The sequence below is a fragment of the Pseudomonas sp. B14-6 genome (genome assembly GCF_013260315.1).
GTDB lineage: Bacteria > Pseudomonadota > Gammaproteobacteria > Pseudomonadales > Pseudomonadaceae > Aquipseudomonas > Aquipseudomonas mandelii.
Window position 1 is genome coordinate 6,084,746 of the sequence record NZ_CP053929.1, and the last position, 20,438, is coordinate 6,105,183.

General features: G+C 60.1%; 16 protein-coding genes and 2 pseudogenes. 6 read left to right on the forward strand and 12 right to left on the reverse strand.

Annotation, left to right across the window (positions count from 1 at the left end):
* Positions 1-44: 44 nt before the first annotated feature.
* From HP062_RS27760 to pcaC, 4 genes are read left to right on the forward strand one after another with little or no spacing between them, the layout of a single operon-like run.
* Positions 45-1,349 carry an MFS family transporter gene (locus HP062_RS27760; RefSeq protein ID WP_010462539.1) on the forward strand — a complete coding sequence of 435 codons (1,305 nt, stop codon included), beginning with the start codon at positions 45-47 and terminating at the stop codon, positions 1,347-1,349.
* A gap of 45 nt (positions 1,350-1,394) precedes the next feature.
* Positions 1,395-2,759, forward strand: a complete 1,365-nt coding sequence (locus HP062_RS27765) for a 3-carboxy-cis,cis-muconate cycloisomerase (RefSeq protein ID WP_172792360.1) — start codon at positions 1,395-1,397, stop codon at positions 2,757-2,759.
* Positions 2,760-2,770: 11 nt separating this feature from the next.
* On the forward strand, positions 2,771-3,562 hold the full coding sequence (gene pcaD / locus HP062_RS27770) for a 3-oxoadipate enol-lactonase (protein ID WP_010462535.1): 792 nt from the start codon (positions 2,771-2,773) through the stop codon (positions 3,560-3,562).
* A gap of 10 nt (positions 3,563-3,572) precedes the next feature.
* Positions 3,573-3,965: a 4-carboxymuconolactone decarboxylase gene (pcaC, locus tag HP062_RS27775; protein ID WP_010462533.1), complete on the forward strand. Its 393-nt coding sequence runs from the start codon at positions 3,573-3,575 to the stop codon at positions 3,963-3,965.
* Between the two features lie 194 nt (positions 3,966-4,159).
* Here the strand turns inward: pcaC and HP062_RS27780 are convergent, their stop codons facing one another.
* The 7 genes and pseudogenes from HP062_RS27780 to HP062_RS27810 all read right to left on the reverse strand — a co-directional run bounded on the left by HP062_RS27780 (position 4,160) and on the right by HP062_RS27810 (position 14,231).
* Positions 4,160-4,972, reverse strand: coding sequence for a methyltransferase domain-containing protein (locus tag HP062_RS27780; RefSeq protein WP_172792361.1), 813 nt, complete (start codon positions 4,970-4,972; stop codon positions 4,160-4,162).
* Between the two features lie 21 nt (positions 4,973-4,993).
* Positions 4,994-5,358, reverse strand: a pseudogene (locus tag HP062_RS27785) (DUF1641 domain-containing protein).
* 27 nt (positions 5,359-5,385) lie between these two features.
* Positions 5,386-6,576, reverse strand: coding sequence for an FAD/NAD(P)-binding oxidoreductase (locus HP062_RS27790; RefSeq protein ID WP_172792362.1), 1,191 nt, complete (start codon positions 6,574-6,576; stop codon positions 5,386-5,388).
* A gap of 190 nt (positions 6,577-6,766) precedes the next feature.
* Positions 6,767-8,025, reverse strand: a pseudogene (locus HP062_RS27795) (OprD family porin).
* Between the two features lie 438 nt (positions 8,026-8,463).
* A complete protein-coding gene (emhC, locus tag HP062_RS27800) occupies positions 8,464-9,924 on the reverse strand; it encodes an efflux RND transporter outer membrane subunit EmhC (RefSeq protein ID WP_010462522.1) in 1,461 nt (486 codons plus the stop codon).
* On the reverse strand, positions 9,921-13,070 hold the full coding sequence (gene emhB, locus HP062_RS27805; protein WP_172792363.1) for an efflux RND transporter permease subunit EmhB: 3,150 nt from the start codon (positions 13,068-13,070) through the stop codon (positions 9,921-9,923). Before emhB ends, emhC begins: the two co-directional genes overlap by 4 nt.
* A 3-nt stretch (positions 13,071-13,073) precedes the next feature.
* Positions 13,074-14,231, reverse strand: coding sequence for an efflux RND transporter periplasmic adaptor subunit (locus HP062_RS27810; protein WP_010462517.1), 1,158 nt, complete (start codon positions 14,229-14,231; stop codon positions 13,074-13,076).
* Positions 14,232-14,496: 265 nt separating this feature from the next.
* On the opposite strand from HP062_RS27810, the gene emhR reads away from it, so the two are divergent.
* Positions 14,497-15,129, forward strand: a complete 633-nt coding sequence (gene emhR, locus HP062_RS27815) for an efflux system transcriptional repressor EmhR (RefSeq protein WP_010462515.1) — start codon at positions 14,497-14,499, stop codon at positions 15,127-15,129.
* Positions 15,130-15,378: 249 nt separating this feature from the next.
* On the opposite strand, the gene HP062_RS27820 is transcribed toward emhR, so the two are convergent.
* Genes HP062_RS27820 through HP062_RS27830 form a run of 3 tightly spaced genes read right to left on the reverse strand, consistent with a single transcriptional unit; the run spans position 15,379 to position 17,942 of the window.
* Entirely contained in the window at positions 15,379-16,428 is a 1,050-nt protein-coding gene (locus HP062_RS27820; protein ID WP_010462513.1) for an alkene reductase, read from the reverse strand.
* Between the two features lie 23 nt (positions 16,429-16,451).
* Entirely contained in the window at positions 16,452-17,618 is a 1,167-nt protein-coding gene (locus tag HP062_RS27825; protein WP_172792364.1) for an MFS transporter, read from the reverse strand.
* A gap of 3 nt (positions 17,619-17,621) precedes the next feature.
* Positions 17,622-17,942, reverse strand: a complete 321-nt coding sequence (locus tag HP062_RS27830) for a helix-turn-helix transcriptional regulator (protein WP_010462509.1) — start codon at positions 17,940-17,942, stop codon at positions 17,622-17,624.
* A gap of 171 nt (positions 17,943-18,113) precedes the next feature.
* Between HP062_RS27830 and HP062_RS27835 the strand changes: the two genes are divergently transcribed.
* On the forward strand, positions 18,114-18,692 hold the full coding sequence (locus tag HP062_RS27835) for an ACP phosphodiesterase (protein WP_010462507.1): 579 nt from the start codon (positions 18,114-18,116) through the stop codon (positions 18,690-18,692).
* Between the two features lie 125 nt (positions 18,693-18,817).
* On the opposite strand, the gene HP062_RS27840 is transcribed toward HP062_RS27835, so the two are convergent.
* A complete protein-coding gene (locus tag HP062_RS27840) occupies positions 18,818-19,609 on the reverse strand; it encodes a lysophospholipid acyltransferase family protein (protein ID WP_010462505.1) in 792 nt (263 codons plus the stop codon).
* Entirely contained in the window at positions 19,609-20,364 is a 756-nt protein-coding gene (olsB, locus tag HP062_RS27845; RefSeq protein WP_010462503.1) for an L-ornithine N(alpha)-acyltransferase, read from the reverse strand. The genes HP062_RS27840 and olsB overlap by 1 nt, the downstream gene beginning before the upstream one ends.
* Between the last annotated feature and the right edge of the window lie 74 nt (positions 20,365-20,438).

The following is a 20,438-nucleotide window of genomic DNA, read 5'->3' on the forward strand; positions in this document are numbered from 1 at the left end:
CAAAGTGTGTCTAGAATGTCATGGTCCCCAAAGAGTGAAAAACAATGACAACTCCTACCGCTATTCCAGCGCACTACACCGGCGAAGAGCGCAGCAAACGGATCTTCGCCATTGTCGGCGCCTCGTCCGGCAACCTCGTTGAATGGTTCGACTTCTACGTCTACGCCTTTTGCGCGATCTACTTTGCGCCGGCCTTTTTCCCGTCCGATAACCCGACTGTGCAGCTGGTGAATACCGCCGGCGTGTTTGCGGCCGGGTTCCTGATGCGGCCGATTGGCGGCTGGATTTTCGGCCGTGTCGCGGACAAGCACGGGCGCAAGAATTCGATGCTGATCTCGATTCTGATGATGTGTTTCGGTTCGTTGCTCATCGCCTGCCTGCCGACCTACAAGGACATTGGCGTCTGGGCGCCGATCATGCTGTTGTTCGCCCGTTTGCTGCAGGGCTTGTCGGTGGGCGGTGAGTACGGCACCACCGCAACCTACATGAGCGAAGTCGCCCTCAAGGGCCAGCGCGGGTTCTTCGCCTCGTTCCAGTACGTGACGCTGATTGGCGGGCAGTTGCTGGCGGTGTCGCTGGTGGTGGTCCTGCAACAGTTCCTCACTGAAGATGACCTGCGTGCCTACGGCTGGCGGATCCCGTTTGTGGTCGGCGCCGTGGCTGCATTGATCTCGCTGTTCCTGCGTCGTTCGCTCAAGGAAACCACCAGCAAGGAAATGCGTGAAAACAAGGACGCCGGCAGCATTCGCGCGTTGTTCCGCGACCATAAAGCGGCCTTTATTACCGTGCTCGGTTACACCGCCGGTGGCTCGCTGATTTTCTACACGTTCACCACGTACATGCAGAAGTACCTGGTGAACACCGCCGGCATGCACGCCAAGACCGCCAGTTACATCATGACCGGCGCGCTGTTCCTTTATATGTGCATGCAGCCGCTGTTCGGCATGCTCGCGGACAAGATCGGTCGCCGTAACTCGATGCTGTGGTTCGGTGCATTGGGTACGTTGTGTACTGTGCCGATTCTGCTGAGCCTGAAAAGTGTCAGCAGTCCGTTCCTGGCCTTTGTGCTGATTACCGTGGCGCTGGCGATCGTCAGTTTCTACACCTCCATCAGTGGCCTGGTAAAAGCCGAGATGTTCCCGCCGGAAGTGCGCGCACTCGGTGTCGGCCTGGCGTATGCGGTGGCCAACGCGATCTTCGGTGGTTCGGCGGAATACGTCGCCCTGAGCCTTAAAGCCGCGGGCATTGAAAACTCCTTCTACTGGTACGTGACGGTGATGATGGCGGTGGCGTTCCTGTTCAGCCTGCGCCTGCCGAAACAGGCCAAGTATTTGCACCACGACCTTTGATCCAACCGCGTGGGCCCGACCGGCCCACGCCTTCAGGGACTGTCTATGAATCAGCGACCGGGCAATCAATTGTTCGATGCCTATTTCACGGCACGCGATATGCGTGAGGTGTTTTGTGATCAAGGCCGGGTGCAGGCCATGCTTGATTTCGAAGCGGCACTGGCGCGGGCCGAGGCGAGCGCGGGTTTGATTCCGCTGTCGGCTGCCGCCTCGATCGCAGCGGCTTGTCAGGCTGGGCATTACGACTTTTCAGCACTCGGCGAGGCGATTGCCACGGCGGGCAATTCGGCGATTCCGTTGGTCAAGGCGTTGGGTAAACAGGTCGCCGCCAACGATGCCGAAGCAGAACGCTACGTGCATCTGGGCGCCACCAGTCAGGACGTAATGGACACGGGCCTGGTGCTGCAACTGCGCCGCGCGCTGGCGCTGATCGAAAGCGATCTGGCGCAACTGGGCGAAACCTTGGCGACCCAGGCGTTACGCTTCGTCGCCACGCCGCTGGCCGGGCGCACCTGGTTGCAGCACGCCACGCCCGTCACCCTCGGCATGAAAATCGCCGGTTGGCTGGGCGCCGTCACTCGCAGCCGCCAACGTCTGCAAGAACTCAAGCCTCGGTTGCTGGTGCTGCAATTTGGCGGCGCCTCCGGAACCCTGGCAGCCCTCGGCGAGCAAGCGATGCCGATTGCCGAAGCCTTGGCCGGTGAGCTGCAACTTACCCTGCCGGACCAACCCTGGCACACCCAGCGAGACCGGTTGGTGGAGTTCGGCGCGGTACTCGGTTTGATCGCCGGCAGCCTCGGCAAACTCGGCCGCGACATCAGTCTGTTGATGCAGACCGAAGCCGGCGAAGTGTTCGAGCCGTCGGCACCGGGCAAGGGCGGTTCCTCGACCATGCCGCACAAACGCAACCCCGTAGGCGCCGCGGTGCTGATCGGTGCGGCGACCCGCGTTCCCGGTTTGCTCTCGACCCTGTTCAGCGCCATGCCGCAGGAACACGAGCGCAGCCTGGGCCTGTGGCATGCCGAATGGGAAACCCTGCCGGAGATTTGCTGCCTGGTGTCCGGCAGCCTCAAGCAAGCGCTGCTGGTGGCGGACGGGCTGGAAGTGGACGCCGACCGCATGGCCCGCAACCTCGACCTGACCCAAGGCCTGGTGCTGGCCGAGGCGGTGAGCATCGTCCTCGCCCAACGGGTTGGCCGCGACACTGCGCACCATCTTCTGGAGCGCTGCTGCAAACGTGCGGTGGCCGAACAACGTCATCTGCGAGCGGTGCTCGGCGAAGAGCCGCAAGTGACCGCCGAGTTGTCGGCCCTGGAACTCGATCGTCTGCTGGACCCCGCCCATTACCTTGGTCAGGCCCATACTTGGGTCGAGCGGGCGGTGGCTGAACATTCTGCGTTGACTGCCTGAAGGAGATTGCTGTGGCTTTTGTACAACTCGCCGAGGGCGAACTGCATTACCAACTTGATGGCCCGGCGGATGCCCCGGTGCTGGTGCTGTCCAACTCGCTGGGCACCGACCTGCACATGTGGGACGCGCAGATCGCCGCGTTCTCCGAGCATTTCCGGGTGCTGCGTTTCGACACCCGTGGCCACGGAAAATCGCTGGTCACGCCGGGGCCATACAGCATCGAGCAACTGGGCCACGACGTGCTGGCGCTGCTGGATGCGCTGCACATCGAACGTGCGCATTTCTGCGGCCTGTCCATGGGTGGCTTGATCGGCCAGTGGCTGGGCATCAATGCCGGTGATCGATTGAATAAGTTGGTGGTGTGCAACACCGCCGCGAAAATCGGCGATCCATCGGTGTGGAATCCACGGATCGAAACCGTGCTGCGTGACGGTCAGGCGGCCATGGTCGCCTTGCGCGATGCGTCGATTGCGCGCTGGTTTACCCCCGACTTTGCCGAGGCCAACCCGGCCGCCGCGAAGCGGATTACCGACATGCTCGCGGCCACTTCGCCAGAGGGTTATGCCGCCAACTGCGCCGCCGTGCGCGATGCCGACTTCCGTGATCAGCTGTCCGCGATCAAGGTGCCGCTGCTGGTCATTGCCGGCACCGAAGACGCGGTCACGCCACCGTCCGGAGGGCACTTTATTCAGGAGCATGTGCCGGGCGCCGAATACGCCGAGTTCTACGCCGCGCACTTGTCCAACGTTCAGGCCGGTGCTGCGTTCAGTGACCGGGTCCTGACGTTTTTGTCAGCTGATTAAGGGGATTGTTGTGGACGAGAAACAACGTTACGACGAAGGCCTGGAAGTCCGTCGCGCGGTGCTCGGCGACGCCCATGTCGATCGCAGCCTGAATGCCCTGACCGAGTTCAACTCGGAGTTCCAGGAAATGATCACCCGCCACGCGTGGGGCGACATCTGGACCCGGCCGGGCCTGCCACGCCATACCCGCAGCCTGATCACCATCGCCATGCTGATCGGCATGAACCGCAACGAAGAACTCAAACTGCACCTGCGCGCCGCCGCCAACAACGGCGTGACCCGCGGCGAGATCAAGGAAGTGATCATGCAGAGCGCGATCTACTGCGGCATCCCGGCGGCTAATGCGACGTTCCATTTGGCGGAGTCGGTGTGGGATGAGCTTGGGGTTGAATCGCGGGAGTGATCCTGGCGATTTGCGGTGTCTGAGCTGACGCCATCGCGAGCCGGCTCGCTCCTGCAGGGGATGTCCGGTGAGTACATGACTTGTGTTCACACAGGACCCGTGTGGGAGCGAGCCTGCTCGCGAGCGCGGTGGGTCAGCTTGCATCGATGGTGAATGACACACCGCCATCGCGGGCAAGCGCGGTGACCACAGGGTCAAACGGTGGCGACAATGAAGATCCGCTTGAACGGAAACAACGTGCGCCCATCGCATTCTCGCGGGTAATGCGCATGCACCCGCATCATGAAGTGATAAATGAACCGCGCCTGTTCGTCATCCTTCAAGCCTTGCATCACCGCCCGCAAGGCCGAGACCTTGATCCAGTCATAAATCGGCGACTTGCCGTCCACGACCTGCAACTGCTCGGTCTCCCAGATATCCAGCGTCCGGGTGATCGGAGCAAGCAATCGGTGGTAATTTTCCAGTGACAGCAACGGCCGCGCCGCCATCCTCTCGCGCACTTGCGGGGAGCCGAGCGGTTTGCCGTCGGAGCCTCCATCGTTGAGGGTGTCGAGCACCAGCTGATACCACACCGCATCCCGCCAGTCGGGCATGTGCGCCGCCAGACAACCACCCGGGTTGAGATAGTCGAGCAAGCGCGGCAGCAACTGTTCGTGACTGTCGATGAAGTGCAGCACGGCGGCGGCAAAGAGCAGGTCGGCGGGTTGCTCCGGCTGCCAGTTCTGTAGATCGCACTGCTTCCACAGCGCCTTGATCGGCAAGCCTCTGGCCTCCTGAAGCATTTGCTCCGAACTGTCGATGCCCATCAGGTGCGCACGGGGCCAGCGTTTGGCCAAAGCTTGAGTCGCAATGCCGGTGCCACAGCCGAGGTCGTAGATGCGTTTGGGGTTTTCAAGGTCGACGCGGTCGAGTAGCTCGTTCACCGGCCGTTGTCGAAGACGTGAGAATTGCTGGTAGGCCGTGGCGTCCCAGTCAGCCGTCCTTGCTCTTTGCAGTTTGGTGCTCATGAGGTTGTCCTCTCTGGACGTTCAAAGTTGTCTTCCAATGACGTTGAGGGTTTTGAGTGCAAACCCCACCCTCGTCGTGTGTCGGGTTCGCGCAACAATTTCAGTAGCTGGTAAAAGCCAGGGGGCTGCTCGTTTGCTGTGCTATCGGCTTTTGCCATGCGCACGGCATTGCTGACGCTCCAGGTTGCCTCGGTCGCGCCTTCGAACAGCCGCGCCAGTTTCTCCACCATGGCCGGGTCCAGTAGATCGACGAGGTCGCTGATCAGTGAAAGCAGGTCCACCAGGTTGTCCAGTCGACCGCCGTCAATCAAGGGTTTGAGCTTTTCCATCAGCGCGTCTGATCCAGGGCTGATGAGGGGGGTGATTGATTCATTTGAGACGCTCATTACGATTTACTCCTCTCCCCGGGCCGATCAAAGCATTGCGCGGGCAACCGCCCAGTACAGTCCACGGTTGAATCCGTTTCTGAGCAACCCGCCGAGCTTGGTGGCCGGGGTGGGCCGGACATCGTGCTGGTAGTCGTACCAAAGCGGCATGCCGGCATCCAGGCCCATTTGTGCCACGGCCTGAACACGTCCGTCGTAGACGGCGATGGGGGTGCCCAGACGAATTTCGGCAGCGATGTTGTTGGCGATCACCGGCGCCTGGTTATGGCATGCCCCGCCGGCTTTGCTGACAGGCAAGTCGACGGTATCACCGATGACGTAGACGTTTTCCAGGCCGTAGACCTGCAACGTTTCATGGTGGGTCGGCAGCCAGCCTTCGTCGTTGGGCGCTTGTGAGGCGCCGGACTCAAGCACAGCGTCCACGGCCCTGATCGGTGGTGTCGCCATCAGAATGTCGAAGGGTTGCTCGTCACCTTCCTCGGAGTACGCGATTTTTTTATCCGGATCGACTCGTTTGAGCGTGAAGCCGCGTTGAAAGCGAATATTTTTCCGTTCAAAGATACCCGGCAGAATTTCCCCGGTCGGGCGTTGCAGGAACAGGCAGTTGCGCAGTAGTTGAGCCGTGGTCGGGTAGGTGTAGACGATTTCCACCTGGTCTCTCACCCCACGACGCCGCAAGAAATCATCGAGCATCAATGTGGTTTCGATGGGCGCGATACCGCATTGATGCGGGACATTGGGTGTTTTCGGGAAGGACACGGTAATGAAGATGCGGCCTTTTTCGATCGTGCTCAGTTTTTGCGCCAGTTGCCTGGCGGGCGCGTACTGATAGAAATGATCGCCGGCTTCTTTCAAGCCTTCGATACGTTCCGGGGCCGGCACACATCCGGTGGCGATGACTAAAAAGTCATAGCCGTAACGCTTGCCGCTGCGGGTTTGCAGGTGTTGTCGATTGAAATCGAAACGCACGACTTCATCGACATGGAACTCGATTTCCGGGCGCAACAGTGAACGTTCCGGGCGCTTGAGTTCTTCTTCAAAGAACAGGTTGAACGCCACGTACATGAACGCAGGTTTATAGAAGTGATCGGGGGAATTGGACAGCAGTGCAATCGAGACTTCGCCGCGCAGGATTTCCGGATACAGCTTGCTGGCCAGTTGATTGGCCAGCATGGTTCCACCAACGCCGCCACCGACGATAACTATTCGCTTGCTCATACCTGACCTCCTGGGTCATGGCAGCTTCGCGTACAGCATCCGGAGATAACGGAAGAAAACAGGGGCTCCTACAGCAGTGATGGAGAATTAAACGCTTTTTGACTGTATCTGCCCACTCGCAAAACGCCAGGCAAGCCGACAGGTGGTTACAGGCAGCGGCCTTTTGACTTCGACCGCTGCCAGGGTGCGGTTACAACAAACTGATCGGATAGCTGACGATCAACCGGTTCTCATCGAACTCGTTGTTGCTGAAGTCCCGACGAATGGTCGAGTTGCGCCATTTAACGTTGAGGTCTTTAAGCGCGCCGCTTTGCACGGTGTAGCCCAATTCGCTTTCGCGGCCCCATTCCTTGCCGTCGGTGATTGTGCCGGTGTGCACGTTGTCGCCGCTGATGTAGCGGTTCATCAGGGTCAGGCCGGGAATGCCAAAGGCGACGAAGTTGTAGTCATGCCGTACCTGCCAGGATTTTTCTTTCGCATTGTCATAACTGGCGTTGTAACTGTCGTTGGCCAGGGTGCCGCCGCTGGTGCCATTGACCCGCATCCACCCGCTGTCGCCGGTGAGTTTTTGCAGGCCGACGTAGAAGGTGTGGCCGCCGTATTTGGCCGAGAACAGGCCCGACCAGGTCTTGTTGTCCAGATCGCCGGCCCGGGCACTGCCATCTTCCTTGCCATAGAAGAAACCCAGGTTGGCGCCCAGGGTCCAGTCGCCGAGGGGTTGGCTGTGAATCAGGTTCACGTATTGCTGGCTGTAGATGTCCTTGAGTTCGGCGTTCCACACACCGATCTGGGTGCGCTTGTCGTTGAAGGCGTATTCGCCGCCCTGGAAGTTGAAGCGGTCGGAGGTAAACGCCGGTTTTCCGGTCATCGACATATCGCTCATGCTGCTGTCGTCACGGGGGCTGTTGGCGCGGAACTGGCCGCCGTAGAGCGTCAGGCCGGCGATTTCTTTCGAGGTGATCTGGCCGCCACGAAAGGTTTGCGGCAGGGAGCGACCGTCGTCCGAGCGCAGGATCGGCAGCACCGGCATCCATTCACCGACCTTGATTTCGGTCTGCGACAGCCTGGCCTTGAACGCCACGTTGGTGCGACCAAAGCTGTCCGCCGGGCGACCGTCGTGATCCAGCGGCAGCAACTGAGTCCCCCCGTGCCTTTGCCGCCGTCGAGCTTCACCGAATACAAGCCCAGCACATCCATGCCGAAGCCGACGGTGCCTTGGGTGAAGCCGGATTTGGCGTCGAGAATGAAACTTTGTGTCCATTCTTCAGCCTTGCCCTGGGCCTTGGTCGGGTTGGTGAAGTTGCGGTTGATGTAGAAATTGCGCAGGTTCAGGTTGACCTTGGCACCTTCGACAAAACCCGACTCCTCGGCCATGGCAGGCAGGGCCGCGCAGGCCAGGGCGATGGCTATCAGGCTTGGGAAGTAGTACGGCGTGGTGGAAGGCGTCATGGGCTCGGGTCTCTCTAATTGTTAGGGATGAAACGGGGCGCTGCCGCAACGTGGCCGTTGCAGACAAGGGATTCGATATCGTGAAAAACGGGGTGGGATCAGCCGGACAGGGCAGGGCGCGGGGGCATGGTGTCGAACCTGATGTTATTGGTCTTGTGCGACGAATGGTGCGGGGGATGGGCTGGAGGGTTCAATCGGGGAAAGCGGGTTTTGGGCGGTTATCGAACGCATGTTGGTCTGAGGTTTTTGTGTTTATGGGCTGGCGTCTTCGCGGGCAAGCCTCGCTCCTACGGGGTGTGCGGGTTTCATGGAATATGATTCGGCGCGGACACTGCAGGAGCGAGGCTTGCCCGCGAAGAGGGGATTACTGACACCACACCTTTTCCCGCAGACAACAAAAAGCCCACCAAAAGGTGGGCCTCTTGTCTTACAGCGCTATCAGAACAACTTCATCTTCGGCGCTTCTTCTTTCAGCGGTTCGACTTTCGCCGTCTGCTCGTTCCAGCCACCACCCAGTGCCTTGTACAGATTGACCGCACTGATCAGCTGCGCCAGACGATCAGTGATCAGCACCTGCTGGGCGCTGAACAACTGACGCTGGGCGTCGAGGAAGGTCAGGTTGCTGTCGACACCGATACGGTAGCGACGCTCGGCCAGACGGTAGTAGTCCTGGTTGGCGGTGACGAAATCACGCTGCGCCTGCAACTGATCGGTGTAGGTCTGGCGGGCGGCCAGGCCGTCGGCGACTTCCTGGAAGGCCGTTTGAATGGACTTCTCGTAGTTCGCCACGCCGATGTCTTTCTGGATTTTCGAGTAATCCAGGCTGGCGCGCAGGCTGCCGGCATTGAAGATCGGCAGGTTGATCTGCGGCGAGAACAACCAGGTGCCCGAGCCGCCCTTGAACAGACCGGACAAGTCCGGGCTCAAGGTCCCGGCATTGGCCGTCAGGCTGATGCTCGGGAAGAACGCCGCCCGTGCCGCGCCGATGTTGGCGTTGGCAGCTTTCAGGTTGTACTCGGCCTGGAGAATATCCGGACGACGTTGCAGCAAGTCCGATGGCAGGCCGGGCGGTACGTCGCTCAGCAGGTTGTCAGATAGCGGTTTGGCTTCTCGCAGATTGGCCGGGATGCCGGTGCCGAGCAGCAGCACCAGGCTGTTTTCGTCCTGCGCGACCTGACGGGTGTACTTGGCCAGTTGCGCCCGGGCGTTTTCCACCGAGGTACGCGACTGGGCCAGGTCCAGGGCCGAGGCCACACCGACTTCGTTGCTGCGCGCGGTGAGCTTGTAGCTCTCCTCGAACGCACCGAGGGTGTCCTGGGTGAGTTTCAGCAGTTCCTTGTCGGCCTGCCAGGTCAGGTAGGCATTGGCCACACTGGCCACCAGACTGATCTGCGTGCTGCGACGGCCTTCTTCTGTAGCGAAGTACTTCTGCAGGGCTTCTTCGCTGAGGCTGCGAACCCGACCGAACAGGTCGAGTTCATAAGCACTGATACCGACCGTAGCGGAGTAGGAACTGCTGATGCCCGCTTGACCGGTCTGCGACGCGTCAGCCGGAAGACGCTGACGGCTGCCGGTGCCATTGGCCGAAACGGCCGGGAACAGATCGGCGCGCTGGATGCGGTATTGAGCCGCGAACGCGTCGATGTTCAGGGCGGCGACACGCAGGTCACGGTTGTTTTCCAGCGACACCTGAATCAGCTGTTGCAGTGCCGGGTCATGGAAAAACTGCTTCCAGCCCTGTTCCGCAGCCGCCTGATTCGGCGCCTGGGCCGACGAGTACGCCGGACCTTGCGGGTATTGGCCCGCCACTGGTGCCTCAGGTTGCTGATAGTCGGGAATCAGCGAGCAGCCGCTCAGCACGAAGGCGGCAACTGCGATGGAGAGTAGCGACTTGCTCATTGGCCAGCCTCTTTAGAAGGTTCAATTGCGTCATCCTGGTCGGCTTTTTTGCGCTGGCCAATGGACGACACGGTAACGAAGAACAGTGGGACCCAGAAGATCGCCAGGACGGTGGCGGTGATCATACCGCCAATAACGCCCGTGCCGATTGCGTGCTGGCTACCTGAACCGGCGCCCGTGGAAATCGCCAGCGGTACCACACCGAGCACGAAGGCCAGCGAGGTCATGATGATCGGTCGCAAACGCATCCGGCACGCTTCAATCGCCGCTTCGCGAAGGCTACGCCCTTGCTCATGCAGTTCCTTGGCGAACTCGACGATCAGAATGGCGTTTTTCGCTGCCAGACCGATGGTTGTCAACAGGCCCACCTGGAAGTAAACGTCATTGGAGAGTCCCCGCAGACTGGTGGCCAACAGTGCCCCGATGATCCCCAGCGGCACCACCAGCATCACCGCGATCGGAATCGACCAGCTTTCGTACAGCGCCGCCAGGCACAGGAACACCATCAGCAGCGACAACGCATACAGCGCCGGCGCCTGTGAGCCCGATAGCCGTTCTTCGTATGACAGACCGGTCCAGGAAATACCGACACCGGCCGGCAGTTTCTTGGCCAGGGCTTCGACTTCAGCCATGGCTTCACCGGTGGAATAGCCCGGGGCCGGGGCACCGAGAATTTCCATCGCTTCTACGCCGTTGTAACGCGAGAGCTTCGGTGCACCGTAAATCCACTCGCCCTTGGCGAAGGCGGAGAAGGGCACCATGGTTCCGGCGGCGTTACGCACATACCATTTCTTGATGTCTTCCGGGCTCATCCGCGAACCGGGTTGACCTTGCACGTAGACCTTCTTCACCCGACCACGGTCGATGAAGTCGTTGACGTAGCTACTACCCAAGGCAATCGACAGGGTGCTGTTGATGTCGGTGAGGGTCAGGCCCAATGCACTGGCTTTCTCGTCATCGATTTCCAGCTGGTATTGCGGCTCGTCGTTCAGGCCGTTCGGACGCACCTGATAAAGCACCTTGCTCTGTGCCGCCATGCCGAGGAACTGGTTACGAGCCTCCATCAACTTGTCGTGACCGATGCCGGCGCGGTCTTGCAGGAATACGTCGAAACCGGTGGCGTTACCCAGCTCCAATACCGCCGGTGGTGCAAAGGCGAACACCATCGCATCGCGGAAGGTGAAGAAGTGCTGCTGGGCGCGGGCGGCGAGTTTGAACACGCTGTTTTCCGCATCCCGCTGATCCCACGGCTTGAGCATGATGAACGCCAGGCCCGAGCTTTGGCCGCGACCGGCGAAGTTGAAGCCGTTGACGGTAAACACCGAGGCCACGGCGCTCGATTCCTTGTCCAGCAGGTAGGAGCGCATCTCATCGATCACCACCTGCGTGCGTTCGGCGCTGGAGCCGGCCGGGGTCTGCACCTGGGCAAACAGCACGCCTTGGTCTTCTTCCGGGAGGAACGCCGTTGGAATGCGGGTGAACAGCCAGATCATGCCGACGACAATGATCAAGTAGGCCAGCAGGTACGGCGCCTTGTGCGTCAGCATGTTGCCCACGCCACGCTCGTAGCTTTTGACGCCACGGTCAAAGCTGCGGTTGAACCAGCCGAAGAAGCCGCGTTTCGGCGTGCCGTGCTCGCCTTTCGGAATTGCCTTGAGCATGGTGGCGCACAGTGCCGGGGTGAAGATCAGCGCAACCAGTACCGACAGGGCCATGGCCGAGACGATGGTGATCGAGAATTGCTTGTAGATCACACCGGTAGAGCCACTGAAGAACGCCATCGGCAGCAATACCGCCGACAGCACCAGGGCGATACCGACCAGTGCACCCTGGATCTGCCCCATGGATTTCTTGGTGGCCTCCTTGGGTGACAGACCTTCTTCGCTCATGACCCGTTCGACGTTTTCCACCACGACAATGGCATCGTCCACCAGCAAGCCGATGGCCAGCACCATGCCGAACATGGTCAGGGTGTTGATGCTGAAACCGAACGCCGCGAGGATCCCGAATGTACCCAGCAACACCACCGGCACGGTCATCGTGGTGATGACGGTGGCGCGGAAGTTCTGCAGGAACAGGAACATCACCAGGAACACCAGCACGATCGCTTCGACCAGGGTTTCAACCACGCCCTTGATCGACTCGGTCACCACCGGGGTGGTGTCGTAGGGGAAGACCACTTCCATGCCTTGCGGGAAGAACGGCTTGAGCGTGTTGAGGGTGTTGCGCAGCGCTTTCGCGGTGTCGAGGGCGTTGGCACCGTTGGCCAGTTTCACCGCCAGACCGGAAGCCGGTGCGCCGTTGAACTGGGCGTTGATGCTGTAGTTTTCACCGCCCAGGCCTACATCGGCGACATCGGACAGGCGTACTTGCGAGCCGTCCTTGTTGACTTTGAGCAGGATCTTGTTGAACTGCTCGGCAGTCTGCAGACGTGTCTTGCCGATGATGGTGGCGTTCAACTGCTGGCCGGGCGCAGCAGGCAGGCCGCCCAGTTGACCGGAGGACACCTGGATGTTCTGCGCCGCGATGGCCGCTTTTACGTCCACCGGCGTCAGGTTGAAGTTGTTCAGCTTGGCAGGGTCGAGCCAGACACGCATCGCGTACTGGGAACCGAAGACCTGGAAGTCACCGACACCGGCGGTCCGCGAGATCGGGTCCTGCATGTTCGACACGATGTAGTTGGACAGGTCGTCCTTGGTCATGCTGCCGTCGCGAGATACCACGCCGATCACCAACAGGAAGTTTTTCACTGCCTTGGTCACGCGGATACCCTGTTGCTGCACTTCTTGTGGCAGCAGCGGGGTGGCCAGGTTCAGTTTGTTCTGGACCTGAACCTGCGCGGTATCGGAGTTGGTGCCCTGCTCGAAGGTCGCGGTAATGGTCATGCTGCCGTCGGAGTTACTTTCCGAGGAGACATAACGCAGGTTATCGATACCGTTGAGCTGTTGTTCGATGACCTGCACCACGGTGTCCTGCACGGTTTGTGCGGACGCGCCTGGGTAGGTGACCTGGATCGCAATGGCCGGAGGCGCAATGCTCGGGTATTGGTTGATCGGAAGTTTGAGAATCGAGAGTGCCCCGACCAGCATGATCACCAGGGCAATTACCCAAGCGAAAATCGGACGGTCGATAAAAAATTTCGACATGGTTTACTCCCCTTTGCCGCTGGAAGCCTTGTCAGCTGCCTGTGCGGGGGCCGGGTTCTTTGCGCCAACGTTAGTCGCTTCACTGGCTTTGACTTCGACGCCAGGTTTGACGAATTGCAGTCCTTCGGTGATCAGACGATCGCCGGCCTTCAGGCCGTCTTCGATCAGCCATTGGTTGCCGACGGTGCGGCTGGCCTTGAGCTGACGCAGTTCGACCTTGTTGTCCGCACCGACGACCAGTGCGGTCGGCGAGCCTTTGAGGTCGCGGGTTACGCCTTGTTGCGGCGCCAGAATGGCAGCGGCGTTCACACCGGATTTGAGCTGAGCGTGTACGAACATGCCCGGAAGCAGCGTGTGATCCGGGTTCGGGAACACTGCACGCAAGGTCACGGAGCCGGTGGTCTGGTCAACCGAGACTTCGGAGAATTCGAGCTTGCCTTCCTGTTTGTACTGGCTGCCGTCTTCGAGCGTCAGCTTGACCGCCGCTGCCGTGTCGCCAGCCTTTTGCAGGCGACCGCTTTCCAGTTCGCGACGCAGCTCAAGCAGCTCGACCGAAGACTGGGTGACGTCGACGTAAATCGGATCGAGTTGCTGGATCACCGCCATGGCATCGACCTGGCCGTTGCTGACCAGCGCACCCTCGGTCACGTTCGAGCGGCCGATGCGGCCGGAAATCGGCGCGTAGACCTTGGTGTACCGCACATTGATCTGAGCGGTTTGCAGCGCGGCTTCCGATTGCATGCGGTTGGCCACGGCCGTGTCGTATTCCTGACGGCTGACGGCCTGTTCGTTGACCAACTGCTTGTAGCGATCCGAGATCGACTTCGTCTGTTGCAGGTTGGCTTGGGCGCTTTTCAGCGTAGCGTCATAGACCGACGGATCGATCTGATACAGCTGCTGGCCGGCCTTGACGTCACCGCCTTCCTTGAACAGACGTTTGAGAATGATGCCATTGACCTGTGGGCGAACTTCGGCGATGCGGAACGCACTGGTGCGCCCCGGCAGTTCGGACGTCAGGGTAAAGGCTTGAGGTTGCAGGGTGACCACGCCGACCTGAGGAGGCGGTGCGGCGGGTGCCGCTTCTTCCTTTTTGCATCCGCTGAGCAGTGATGCCAGGGCGACGGCGGCGACCAGAGCGGTAACAGCTGGCTTGAATTGCATGAAAATCCTCGGGTCAGGCGCGCAAGAAACGCACTAGAAATGTGAAAGGGTAAAAAATGAGTGCTGAGTGGATAAGTAGCTTGCTAAGGAATATACTTACGTTCATGGTTGTTTGTAAACACCTTGACTGCGTATCCACCCCGTTACCAACGCCCGTCAAAGGTTCGAATTGTAAGCCGGGGACGAGTCCCAAGAGCGCTCGCCCCACTTTTGTTCAGCGGCTGTTCAGACATCGCTGAAGCATCCCGATTGAGGTTTTACTGCCATGGTCCGTCGTACCAAAGAGGAAGCTCAAGAAACCCGCAGCCAGATACTGGAAGCGGCAGAGAAAGCCTTTTATGAAAGAGGCGTGGCGCGCACTACGCTGGCGGACATCGCGACTCTGGCCGGCGTGACTCGCGGCGCCATCTACTGGCATTTCAGCAACAAGGCGGATCTGGTGCAGGCCATGCTCGATAGCTTGAAAGAGCCGCTGGATGAAATGGCCAGGGCCAGTGAAAGCGAAGATGAGCTCGATCCGCTGGGCTGCATGCGCAAACTGCTGATTCATTTGTTTCATCAAGTTGCCCTGGATCCGAAGACCCGACGCATCAATGAGATTTTGTTTCATAAGTGTGAATTCACCGATGAAATGTGCGATCTGCGTCAGCAGCGTCGTGAAGTCAGCCTCGATTGCAATGTGCGAATCGCCCTGGCCCTGAGTAATGCGGTGAATCGGGGGCAAATGCCCGAGGACCTCGACACAGTCCGCGCGGCCATCAGCCTGCACGCCTACATCGATGGCATGCTGTACCAGTGGCTATTGGCCCCGGACAGTTTTCAACTGCACACCGAAGCCGAGCGATGGGTCAATACAGGATTGGACATGCTGCGCCTGAGCCCCAGCCTGCGCAAATAAAACAAAATGCGTAATTGGATCCGTTTATGTCAACCATTAAGGCGAGCGTTGATCCCTTCAATGTTCGCCTTAATGCACCGGGATGCTTTTATATACGCACGCTCGTCAGGTTGAAAGGTAGCGAGCTACGTATTTTGTAGTGATTTTGTGTCGTGCGTGTGAATCGGTGTGAAGCCCTGTGAATAAACATGGCGCAACAAAAAGCCCCGGCTCTTTCGAGTCGGGGCTTTTGCATTTCAAGGGAGATGCTTACATCACGGGATAGTCGATGTAACCCACGGGCCCCTTGGCGTAGAACAGCTCGGGACGCGCTTCGTTAAGCGGCGCATCCGCCTTCAAGCGTGCCGGCAGGTCCGGGTTGGCAATGAACGGAACGCCGAAGGCGACTGCATCTGCCTTGCCGCTGGCCAGCCAAGCGTTGGCGCTGTCCTTGGTGAAGCGTTCGTTGACGATGTACGGGCCGCCGAACGCTTCTTTCAATTGTGGACCCAGGCTGTCGCCGGCTTCTTTCTCACGGGAGCAAATGAACGCGATGCCACGCTTGCCCAGTTCGCGAGCGACGTAAGTGAAGGTCTCGGCCAGGTTGTCATCGCCCATGTCGTGGGAGTCGGCACGCGGAGACAAGTGCACGCCGACGCGGCCAGCGCCCCAGACTTCGATTGCGGCGTCGGTTACTTCCAGCAACAGGCGCGCACGGTTTTCCAGGGAACCACCGTAGTTATCGGTGCGCTGGTTGGTGCTGCTTTGCAGGAACTGATCGAGCAGGTAACCATTGGCACCGTGGATTTCCACGCCGTCAAAACCGGCAGCCTTGGCGTTCTCGGCACCGGTGCGGTAGGCGTCGACGATGTCGGCGATTTCAGCGGTTTCCAGTGCGCGCGGGGTTGGGTAGTCGGACAATGGGCGAACCAGGCTGACGTGACCCTTAGGCTGGATGGCGCTCGGTGCGACTGGTGCTTCACCGTTCAGGTACGACTCGTGGGAAACCCGGCCGACGTGCCACAGTTGCAGGAAAATCTTGCCGCCCGCACCGTGGATCGCTTTGGTCACGTTCGCCCAGCCACGCACCTGATCGTTGGACCAGATACCCGGAGTGTCCGGGTAGCCGACGCCCATCGGCGTGACCGACGTGGCTTCGCTGAGGATCAGGCCGGCCGAGGCGCGTTGTACGTAGTATTCGGCCATCAGGGCGTTTGGCACCCGGCCTTCGTCGGCGCGGCAGCGGGTCAGCGGCGCCATGATGATGCGGTTGGCCAGCTCGATGTCGCCCAGTTTGATCGGATCGAAAATAGTCGTCATTTAAGTACAACCCTCGTGAAGTATCAGTTGATAGCAGGGGCCAGTTCGGGATTACCGCGCTGACGGAAAGTAATCAGGGTCACCAGCAGGGCGAGTACCGCCAGTGCTGCTGCCGCGAGTGGCACGCTGGTCAGGCCGAAACCGTGGGCGATGACGCTGCCGCCGACCCAGGCGCCCAAGGCGTTGCCGATGTTGAAAGCGCCGATGTTCAGGGTCGACACCAGGTTCGGCGCGTCCTTGCCGTAGGTCACCACGTTCACTTGCAGGGCGGGGACGGCGGCGAAGCACGCGGTGGCCCAGAGGAACAGGGTGATTTCGGCCGGGATCAGCGCGACGCTGGTCCAGGTCAGTACGGTCGAGATCACGGCCATCGAGATGAAGACGCCAATCAGCGTTGCGGCCAGGCCTTTGTCAGCCAGCTTGCCGCCGATGATGTTGCCGACCGTCAGGCCCAGGCCGATGAGCATCAGGGTCCAGGTCACGCCTTTGGGCGAGACGCCGGTGACATCACCGAGCAGCGGGGCGACATAAGTGAACAGGGTGAATACCGACGCCGCGAACAGCGCCGTCATGCTCAGCGACAGCCAGATCCCGGCGCCTTTGAGGGCGCGCAGTTCGGCGCGCATGTCGAGTTTCTCTTCATCGCGCTTGGCCGGCAGGAAGCGGATCAGGCCAATCAACGCGATCACACCAATCACGGTCACTGCCCAGAAGGTCGAGCGCCAGCCGGCTTCCTGACCGAGCGCGGTGCCCAACGGAACGCCGAGCACGTTGGCCAGGGTCAGGCCGGTGAACATCAAGGCCACGGCGGAGGCGCGTTTGTTCGCCGGAACCAGACCTGCCGCCACCACCGAACCGATACCGAAGAACGCACCGTGGCAGAGGGCCGTGACCACACGGGCAAACATCAGCACGTTGTAATCGGTCGCCATGGCACAGAGCAGGTTGCCGATGATGAAAATGCCCATCAACGCTACCAGTGCAGCCTTGCGCGGTAATCGGGAGGTGGCCAGTGCCATGAATGGCGCACCGATGGCCACGCCCAGGGCGTAACCGGTCACCAGCCAGCCAGCGCCCGGGATCGACACGCCGAGGTCAGCCGCCACATCGGGCAACAAGCCCATGATGACGAACTCGGTGGTGCCGATGGCGAAGGCGCTCAAGGCCAGAATGAGAAGCGAGAGGGGCATTGGTTAATTCCTTGTCGGAGCGCTGAGCTCCTTGACGATGGCCGCGAGGAACGCCTGGATCACGTCCTCGTTGCGCTTGAAGAAGTGCCATTGACCGGCTTTCTGGCTGCTGATCAGTCCCGCACGTTGCAAGGTCGCCAAATGGGCGGACACGGTCGACTGCGACAGGCCGCAGCGTTGATCGATCTGTCCGGCGCAAATGCCGTACTCGTGGTTGTGGATCTGTTCCGGGAACTGGGTCTTGGGGTCTTTCAGCCAGATGAGGATGTCTCGGCGGACTGGGTGTGCCAGGGCTTTTATTATTTCGTCGAGGTCGATGGTCATGGGTTTGGGCTCGTGATGAGTAAAACGCTATATCGCGATGTGGCGAACTTTAAATCGGTAGATCGCGATATACAAATATGATTTTGGTCTGACGAGCGCATAAATCGCTATATCGGGTTATAACGATACGGTGAGTGTCAACATTCGAAGGCGCAATGCTAAGCTGCGCCCATGAACTATCTCGCCCATCTTCACCTCGGTGGCCAGCGCCCCGGTCAATTGCTCGGCAGTCTGTATGGCGATTTCGTCAAGGGACGGCTGCAAGGGCAGTTCAACCCGGAGATTGAAGCGGCCATCCAGCTACATCGCAGCATCGACGTCTTCACCGACCGCCATCCGTTGGTGGATGCCTCGCTGTCGCGATTTTCCACCACACGCCGGCGTTACGCCGGGATCGTGCTCGACGTGTTTTTCGACCACTGCCTGGCGCGGGACTGGACCCTCTACTCGGACCAGCCGCTGGAGCGGTTCACCTCGGATGTGTATCGGGTGCTGTCGACTGAGCCTCAATTGCCGGAGCGGTTGGCGAGGATCGCGCCGCACATGGTGGCGAATGACTGGTTGGGGTCTTATCAGGAGTTTGATGTGCTGGACCAAGTGCTGCGGGGGATTTCGCGGCGGTTGACCCGGCCTGAGGAACTGGCGGGGGCGATGCAGGAATTGCGTCGGCTGTACGAACCGCTCAGTGAGGATTTCCGGTTGTTCTATCCGCAGCTTCAGGATTTCGCCCAAAACTACCCAGCACCCTAAGCCCCTTGCAGGAGTGAGCCTGCTCGCGATAGCGGTGTGTCATTCAGCATCATTGTTGAATTTAAAACCGCTATCGCGAGCAGGCTCACTCCTACAAGGATTAGTGCTTGTTCAGGGAATTTGTTTCACGCCGCGATGGCGGGGCGCAGCGGTTCCGGTTGCGCCTGAGGGATGGCCCCAAACAACGACTTCTGCACCGCCTGCTGTGCCTCGAACGCCAGCGCCGCACGCTCCCGGCCTTCGCAAGCGATCGGCTTGAGCACTTTGATTTCCACTTCCCCGCGATCATTGGCGAACAACCGCATCAAGTGCGACAGCAAATCATCATCGCCAATGAACGGCGCCAGTGAGTCGAGTTCACCGTCACGTAGATAACGAATCGCCACCGGCTGCAGCTTCACTTCAGAATCAATCGCTGCTGACAACAAGCGACCATGAAAGGTACGCAACGAACGTCCATTGGTGGTGGTGCCTTCAGGGAACATCAGCAGTGGGTGTGCCTGCGCCAGGTGGCGCGTCATCTGTTTGCGAATCAGCTGGCTGTCACCCGAGCCGCGACGGATAAACAGGCTGCCGGCCTTGGCCGCCAACCAACCGGCCACCGGCCAGGTGCGCACTTCGGCCTTGGACAGAAACGACATTGGCGTGAGCATGCCCAGCAACGGAATGTCGGTCCACGACACGTGATTGCTGACCCAAAGCATCGGCTCCTTCGGCAGTTCACCGTGAACCGTCACGCGAAAGGGCAGGGCGTTGCTCAACCGCGCCATGAAAAACCGCGACCAGCGTTGGCGGCGGACCATCGAATGGGCAATGCCCAGCCGCTCGAAAAGCCCGAACACGCTGGCCATGCTCAACCCCAGCGCGACCACCACCAGTACTCGCGCAATCCGTGCGTACACCCGCAACCGGCTCATCAGACTGCCGCCTTGAAGTGCTTGGCATAACGTGGGCAGAGTTCGTCGCGCTTGAGCAGGATGAACACATCGGCGACCTGGAAGTCTTCGTCCCAGCACGGCTCACCGCAGATCTTCGCGCCCAGACGCATGTAGGCCTTGAGCAGCGGCGGCATTTCGGCGATCACGTTGGACGGGAGGTCCAGGACCGGCAGCGGTTTTTTCGGCTCGGCCCGCAGGTGTTCGGTGCACAGATAACGTTCCCGCAGACGCTGCATGATCGCGTGGGCCTGAATCCCGCCGTCTTGCATCGGAATGCTCGCGCAACCCATCAAATAGCTGTAGCCGCCCTGATTCAGCACTTCGGCCAGTTCGCCCCAGAGCACCGCGATGGTGCCGCCGTTGCGATAAGCCGGGTCGACGCAGGTGCGGCCGATTTCCAGGATCGGGCCTTTCAAGTGGACCAGACCATGGAGGCTGAACTCTTCTTCGCTGTAGAACTTGCCCAGGCTGCTCGCGGCCGTGTGATCGAGCAAACGGGTGGTCGCCACCAGGCGCCCGGTGTTCAAGTCACGCACGCCAATGTGGGCGCAGTGAACATCATAGTCGTCCATGTCCAGACCCAACTCCGCGCCTTTGAGCTTGGCGTTGAACTCGCCGCTGAAGACGTTGAAGCGCAAGGCCTGGGCTTCCTGCAAGGCCTCGGCGCCCACCAGGCGTTCGGCTTGCAGGCGGCGTTCATTGCCGGTGTCGCTGATGCGGGCGATCTGAGTCATGGGAATCTCCGTGCGGGCTGGTCAACCCGTCTTGGGTTAAAGCCGATCGACTTTCTTTATGCAGCCGTGTTGTG